The organism is Kitasatospora sp. NPDC004240, from assembly GCF_053603215.1.
In genome coordinates this window covers 1-6,749 of sequence record NZ_JBSGFD010000309.1, presented here as the reverse complement: position 1 = coordinate 6,749, position 6,749 = coordinate 1, and the positions used below count along the sequence as shown (strand labels likewise).

Genomic DNA, 6,749 nt, shown 5'->3' with positions numbered 1-6,749 from the left:
CCGGGGCCGGGTGCCCCGGCGGGCCCGGGGGCTCAGGCCGGGCGGGCCGGGGTGGCTCAGGCCGGGGCGACGATCACCGCGCGGGCCCGTTCGGTCAGCTCCCGGACCCGCCGCTCGCCCTGGAAGGGCTCCAGCCGGCGCAGCATCTCCACCACGTACTCGCGGCTGCGCTGGGAGGAGATCCGCCCGGCCACCTCGACCGCGCGCTCCCCGGCCGCCACCGCGGCGTCCAGGTTGCCGGCCTCGGCCTCGGCCATCGCGGAGACCACCAGCCGCAGCCCGTGCGAGCGGACGAAGCCCTCGGTGGGCCGGGCCAGCGCCTCCCGGGTGAACTGCCGGACCTTGGAGGGCACCCCGAGGTCGCGGAAGCACTCGGCGGCGTCGGCGGCGAGCCGGTCGTAGGCGTAGAAGTCGATCCACGCCGGATCGGGATCCCCGGCGCGTGCCCGTTCGAGTGCGCTCTCCGCGGCGCCGAGCGCCGTCGCGCACGCCGCCGCGTTGCGGGCCTTCGCCTGGGCCCGGGCCTCCACCAGGTGGAAGAAGCTCATGGTGCGGGCGGTGGCCAGCCCCCGGTTGCGCTCCAGGGCGGCCTGCGCCAGGTCCACCGCCTCCTCGGCGAAGCCCCGGTAGCCGGCCTGCAGGCTCATCGAGGCCAGCACGTACCCGCCGAGCGGTACGTCGGCCGCCGCCCGGGCCAGCCGCAGCGCCTGGATGTAGTAGCGCTGGGCGGCCTCGTGCTGACCGGTGTCGAAGGCCATCCACCCGGCCAGCCTGGTGAGTTCGGCGGTAGCCCCGAACAGCGCCCGGCCCACCGCGTCGCTGTACGAGGCGAGCAGCAGCGGCGCCGCCTCCACCCGCAGGCACTCCGGCACCATCGACGAACGCCAGTCCCCGCCGCCGTACTTGGAGTCCCAGCGGCGGGCCTCCTGGGCGGCCTCGCGGAGCTTGGCGGCGTCCGAGTGGCCCACCCGGTACGAGCCGGGGTCGGCGGCGCGCGGCAGCTCGCGGGCCACCGAGCCGTCCGCCGGGGTGATCAGCCAGCGCGAGACCGGCGTCGCGTACGCGGAGACCGAGAAGGTGCCGGCCAGGCTGTCGCTCCAGCGCCCGCCGCCGGGGCCGCGGCGCAGGTCGAGGTCGACCCGCCAGAGGTCGGTGGCGGAGCGGACCGCCTCGGAGACCTCGCGGGGGAAGGCCAGCCCGAGTTCGGGGGCGGGGTCGGTGTCGCCGAGGCCGATCTCCTCCAGCGGCACCGGCCGGCCGAGCTTGCCGCCGATCGCGGTGGCGATCAGGTGCGGGACCGGGCCCTGCGGGACCATGCCCTTGCTGACCCAGCGGGCCACCGAGGTCTTGTCGTAGCGGAGCGTCAACCCGCGCTGCGCACCGAGGTCGTTGACCCGGCGGGCCAGGCCGGCGTTGCTGATCTGGGCGAGGGTCAGGAGCGTGCCGAGCCGTTCGTTCGGTCCACGTGGGCTGACGGTCATGGTGGCGGCGGCACCTCCTGCGGCCTTGTGCGCGGGGCCCGGGCGGCACCGGGCCGAAGCTGCAGTACCTAGAGTAGTCGGACGCGTTCCGAGGGTTAAGAGGCCGCATTCCGGATGGCGGGATCGCGCACCCGGCCGCCGCCGGGGCCGGTCGCGGTCGGACCCCCGGGGCCCGGCGTGCGGGGCGGGGTGCCCGTGCGCCGGAGCGTCGTGCTCCGGTCCCGTGTCGATGTGCGCCCGGCCGTGCCCCCTGGCCCGACCGGCTGGTCGGCGATTCGCTGGTGGTCGTGGGTCGGCCCGCCGTCGAGGACCCGGCGGGCCAGGGGATGCCGCCGCCTCAATCCCCGCGGGCGGTGGTGGAGTCCGGGAGGGCATGCGGATGCCCTCCCGGGCCGGCGACGCCTTTCGGCCATCTCGCGATGGCCATGTCAACGGCGACGCAGGGGTGTTCCGGGCCGTGGAGGGGAGGGCCCGGAACCCCCGGCTCCGGTGCCGCGGTCCGCCCGCCCGCCTCCCGCGCCCCCCGATCCGCCGCCCCTCCGCCCCCGTGCCCGGCCTTCGCGGCCCCCGCGGCACGGCCGGCGCGCCCACGGGAGCGGCCGGCATGGTCAACTCCGGTCACCTGGAGGGAAACCAGTGGCACGATGTCTCCTGACGGTGCGCCGGATCGCGGCGGGCGGGCAGCCGGTGCGGTGCCGCCGCGAGGGCGCTCGGGTCCTCGACCGCGGGAGGCGCGATGCGGTGGCTCACTGGCTGGAGCGGGGGCGCGTCCGGAGCGGGCGCGCCGGCGCACGACGCGCCGAGCGCCGTCACGCCGATCGCCGCGCGCGCCCTGTGGACCGGCCCCAACCCGCTCTGGGCGGTCGGTGACTGGCGACCCGAGGAGATCCGGCTGGTCACCCTGCGCCCCGGAGCCCCGGCCGTGGTCACCACCGGGCCCTTCGAGCCCCCCGGCACCGCGAACGCGAGTGACGGAAGGGGACTTGGACCGGACCAGGCCGGATCCGGACCCACGGACTTGCACCGCGCGGGCCGGCGCCCCACGGATCCGCGCCCCTCGCGCCCGCGTCCCACCGATCCACGGCCCACCGGTCCGCACCCCGCCGAGGACACCCCCGCGACCACCCGGCTCGCCGTCCTCGGCCACTGCGCCGCCACCGACGCCGAACTCGTCGCCGGTCTGGCCGCCGCCCGCGGCGGAGCCGTCCGCCACCTGACCCACTGGCCCGGCAGCTACACCGTCGTGCTGCGCACCGGCACCCGCAGCACCGTGCTGCTCACCGACCTGGCCGGCGCCCAGCCCGTCTTCCACGTCCCCTGGGCCGGCGGCACCGCCTACGCCACCGCCGCGCTCCCGCTCGCCGACCTGGTCGGCGCCCCCGTCGACACCGGCCACCTGGCCGCCCGGCTCGCCTGCCCGGAGTCCCCCGAGGCGCTCGGCACCTCCACCCCGTACCTCGGCGTCCGGCGGGTGCCGCCCGGCCACAGCCTGGGCATCCGCGACGGCCGCCCGTACACCTCCCCGTACGACGAGCCCGCCGGTCAGGTCCAGGGCCGCGGCGAGGCCCCCGCCGTCCGCGAACTCACCCGCGCGCTGCTGGAGTCCGTCCGCTCCCGGGTCCGCACCACCGCGCCGGCCACCGCCGCCACCACCGCCGGACGGGCCCGGCTCGGCGCCGACCTCTCGTACGGGACCGGCTCGGCCACCGTCGCGCTGCTCGCCGCCGCCGTCCCGATCGGCCCCGTCACCCTCCCGGCCCGCACCCCCGCCACCACCGGCCCGGCCGGCGGACCGCGGACCGGCGCCGTCAAGGGCTCCTGGGCCCGCGGCCCCGCCCGCGGACCGAACGAGCCCGAGCCGCTGGCCGCCGTCACCCAGCGCGAGAGCGAGGGCGCCGCCACCCTGGCGCTCGACAGCCCCCGGCTGCGCCACACCCTGCTCGCCGACGACCCCGCCACCCTCCCGTACGCCGGACTCGCCGCCGACGTCCCCGGCGGCCGGCTCACCGACGAACCCGGCCCGGAGCTGGTCGCCGCCGTCCGCGCCGAGGCCCGCCTCAGCGCCGGCGGCACCGACCACCTCACCGGCCACGGCGCCCGCCAGGTGCTGGACGGCCACCCGGCCCGGCTCGCCGACCTCGTCCGGACCGGCCGCACCCGCGAACTGCTGCCCCCGGTCGCCGCGCTGGCCGGCGCCGACCGTGCCGCCGCGGGCGTGCTCACGGGCGCGCTGCGCACCCCGCTCACCGTGCTGCGCGCCGCCCACCGGCTCTCCCGGGCCCGGTACGCCGACGCGCTGGAGGACGCCGCCGTCCGGCTGACCCTGCGCCGCGGCGGGGACGGCGGCGCCACCGCCGGCTCCCGCTCGGCGGGGGACCTGGCCTGGTGCGTACCGGGCCCGGCCGCCCGCTGGCTCTCCGACGAGGCGCTGTCGGCGGTCGCCCTGCGGCTGCGGCTGGCGGCGCGCGAACCGGCGCCCGCCGAGAACCCCGGCGCGCGGCGCGCCCGGTACGCCCTCCACCGGCACGCGGCCGCCTTCCGCACGCTGACCCACCTCGCCGAGCAGCCCGGCCAGCGGCTGCACGCACCGTTCCTGGACAACCAGGTGATCCGCGCGGCCCGGCTGCTGCCCGACGAGATCCGCCTCCAGCCCGGCGCCCGGCCCGCCCTGCTGCGGGCCGTCCTCACCGGCGCCGGCCGCACCGACCTGCCGCCCGACTGGGGCCGCACCCCGCGCCCCGACCGCACCGCGCCGGCCCGCGCGGGCCTGCGGCTCGCCGCCGACGGACTCGCCGAACTCTTCGACGCCCCACTGCTCGCCGAGGCCGGGCTGATCGACCTGCCCGCCGTCCGCACCGCCCTGGCCCGCGCGGCCCGCGCGGACGCCGCGCTGCCGCCGGCCGAACTCGCGGGCCTCGCCGACCTGGTCTCCACCGAGCTGTGGCTGCGCCGGGTCCGCGCCCGCCGCCACGGCGCCTGCTGGACCGGCCTCCCGCTGCCCGAACGCGCGGCCCTGGCCGCCCCGTACTTCGCCTGACCCGACCGCCGAGCCCATCGCCGACCCCGCCGCCGGTCCCGCCGCCGACCGGGCCGCCGAGCCGCCCCGCGCGGCCCGGCGTGCCCCGCCCGCCCGCCACCGGGCGGGGCGGCAACATGGCGCTCGTCCCGTACCGCCGCCGTGAGGAGCCCCTGGTGCCCAGTGCCAGCCCCGATCCCGCCGTCCCCGTCCTGCCGGTGCTCGGGGAGCCGCCGGCCGGACGGCCGCCGGGGGTGCTGGCCGCCTGCGACGGCTCGGACGGCGCGCTCTGGGCGCTGGACCGGGCGATGACCGAGGCCGAGCTGTTCGGCCTGCCGCTGTACGTCCTGGCGGTGGTCAACCCGTCCCCGGCCGGCTACCCGCCCGGTATGGCCGAGCTGGTGCAGGAGAGCGTCGAGACGCTGGTCGAGAGCATGGCGGACGGCCTGCGGCGCGCGGTGGCCGCGGTGCAGCGGGCCCGGCTGCGGCCGTACGCGGGGGAGCTGTCACTGCACGTCGTGCTGGGCAATGTGATCGAGGTGCTGCTGGCCTCCTCGGCCCGCCAGCACACCCTGGTCCTCGGCACCCGGGGCAACGGCGGCTTCGCCCGGTTGCTGCTCGGCTCGGTGACCACGGCGGCCGTCCACCACGCGCCCTGCCCGGTCCTGGTCGTCCCGGCGCCCCCGCAGGTCTGAGCGCCGGCGAACCTCCGGGCGGGGCGGGCCCGGGCCCGCCCCGAGACCCTGACCTGCCCTGAGGCCCCGACCCGCCCCGAGGCCCTGGTCACAGCCGGGGGCCGGGAGGAATGGGGCGAGGTGGTTCACCGTTCACCCATCTCGAAGACCGTCCTCCCCACCCCCTGGAGACCCCCGTCATGAAGGTCGAGATCTACTCCGACATCGCCTGCCCCTGGTGCTGGATCGGCAAGCGCCGGTTCGAGCAGGCCCTGGAGGGCTTCGCCGGGCAGGAGGACGTCGAGGTGGTCTACCGGCCGTACCAGCTGGTGCCGGACGCGCCCGGGACGGCGAGCCCGCACCGCGCCTGGCTGGCGGAGCGCTACGGGCCGCAGTCCGTGGCCATGGACGCCCGGGTGACCGAGCTGGGCCGGGCCGAGGGCCTGACCTACGACTTCGACAAGGCGCTGCACGCCAACACCTTCCTCGGCCACCGGCTGCTGCACCTGGCGGAGAGCGAGTACGGCGCGGCCGTGCAGGGCGCGCTCAAGGAGGCGCTGCTGAAGGCGCACTTCACCGACGGCGTCGACGTCGGCGACCGCGGGCAGCTCACCGAGGTCGCGGTGGCCGCCGGGCTGGACCGCGACCGGGTGGCGGACTACCTGGCGGGCGACGAGGGGGCCGCCGAGGTGCGGGCACAGCTGGCCGAGGCCCGTTCGCTGGGCATCACGGCCGTGCCGACCTTCGTCTTCGAGGGCAGGTGGGCGGTCCAGGGCGGGCAGGAGGCCGAGACCTTCCGCCGGGTGCTGGAGCAGGTCGCCGAGGAGATCGGCGAGCGCCGCCCCGCCCCGGTGCCGGCCGCCCCGGCCGCCGACTCCTGCGCCGACGGGTCCTGCGCGATCTGACCCCGGGTGCCCCCGGTGCCCGAGGCGCTCCCGGCGGCCTCCGGCACCGCGGAGGCCGCCGGGTCAGCAGCGGAAGCGGGCCTCGGCCCAGTCCGCCAGACCGGGCACCGACCAGTATCCGGGCGCCGGGCTGACCACCAGCCGGACCTGCCGCTGACCGGCCAGCGGCACGTGCACCGGCACCGGCGGGTCGCCCGCGCCCAGGCCGGGGGAGCGCCACAGGACCCGGCCGTCCCCGCCCTGCACGGTGAAGACCACCTCGCCGTGCGAGCCCGACAGGTCGTCGACCCCGGCCACCGCGTCGAAGGACGTGCAGTCCCTGCCGAGTTCGACGACGGTGGTGGCCGGCGCATGCACGGTGATGCCGTGCGGGTGGTGGCGCCCGGCGATCCGCACACTGCCGCGCTGCCAGAACCAGTCGCTCTCCTTCTGCCGGATGCCCGGCCCGGGCGGCGGCACCCGGTGGCCCGGCCTGATCACCGGCAGGTCGTCGACCCAGAAGTCGGTGACCGGCGGCTGCGGCGGTGTGACGGTCGGCGTGGGCAGCGGCGGCTGCGCGGTCGGGGTCGGCACCGGCGCCGGCGGCGTCGGCGTCGGCACCACGGGCGGGGCCGGCACGACCGGCGGCGGACTCGGCCGCGGGGAGGCCGGCGCCGGGGTGGGCGTCGGCGAG

General features: G+C 78.5%; 5 protein-coding genes. 3 read left to right on the top strand and 2 right to left on the bottom strand.

The window, feature by feature from the left end; all coding sequences use genetic code 11:
• Nucleotides 1-56: 56 nt before the first annotated feature.
• Nucleotides 57-1,481 (bottom strand): MFS transporter, encoded by a 1,425-nt coding sequence (locus ACWEQL_RS39830; RefSeq protein WP_452156086.1) that lies wholly within the window; start codon nt 1,479-1,481, stop codon nt 57-59.
• A 736-nt stretch (nt 1,482-2,217) separates the two neighbouring features.
• On the opposite strand from ACWEQL_RS39830, the gene ACWEQL_RS39825 reads away from it, so the two are divergent.
• From ACWEQL_RS39825 to ACWEQL_RS39815, 3 genes are all read left to right on the top strand, one after another.
• Complete coding sequence (locus ACWEQL_RS39825; protein WP_452156084.1) at nt 2,218-4,518, top strand: asparagine synthase-related protein; 2,301 nt, start codon at nt 2,218-2,220, stop codon at nt 4,516-4,518.
• 155 nt (nt 4,519-4,673) lie between these two features.
• The gene (locus ACWEQL_RS39820) at nt 4,674-5,192 is read left to right on the top strand and encodes a universal stress protein (protein ID WP_452156082.1); all 519 of its coding nucleotides are present in this window, start codon (nt 4,674-4,676) and stop codon (nt 5,190-5,192) included.
• Between the two features lie 179 nt (nt 5,193-5,371).
• Nucleotides 5,372-6,076: a DsbA family oxidoreductase gene (locus tag ACWEQL_RS39815; protein WP_452156079.1), complete on the top strand. Its 705-nt coding sequence runs from the start codon at nt 5,372-5,374 to the stop codon at nt 6,074-6,076.
• 63 nt (nt 6,077-6,139) lie between these two features.
• Here ACWEQL_RS39815 and ACWEQL_RS39810 read toward each other — a convergent pair.
• The coding region (locus tag ACWEQL_RS39810) for an NPCBM/NEW2 domain-containing protein (protein WP_452156077.1) at nt 6,140-6,749 on the bottom strand (610 nt) is incomplete at its 5' end.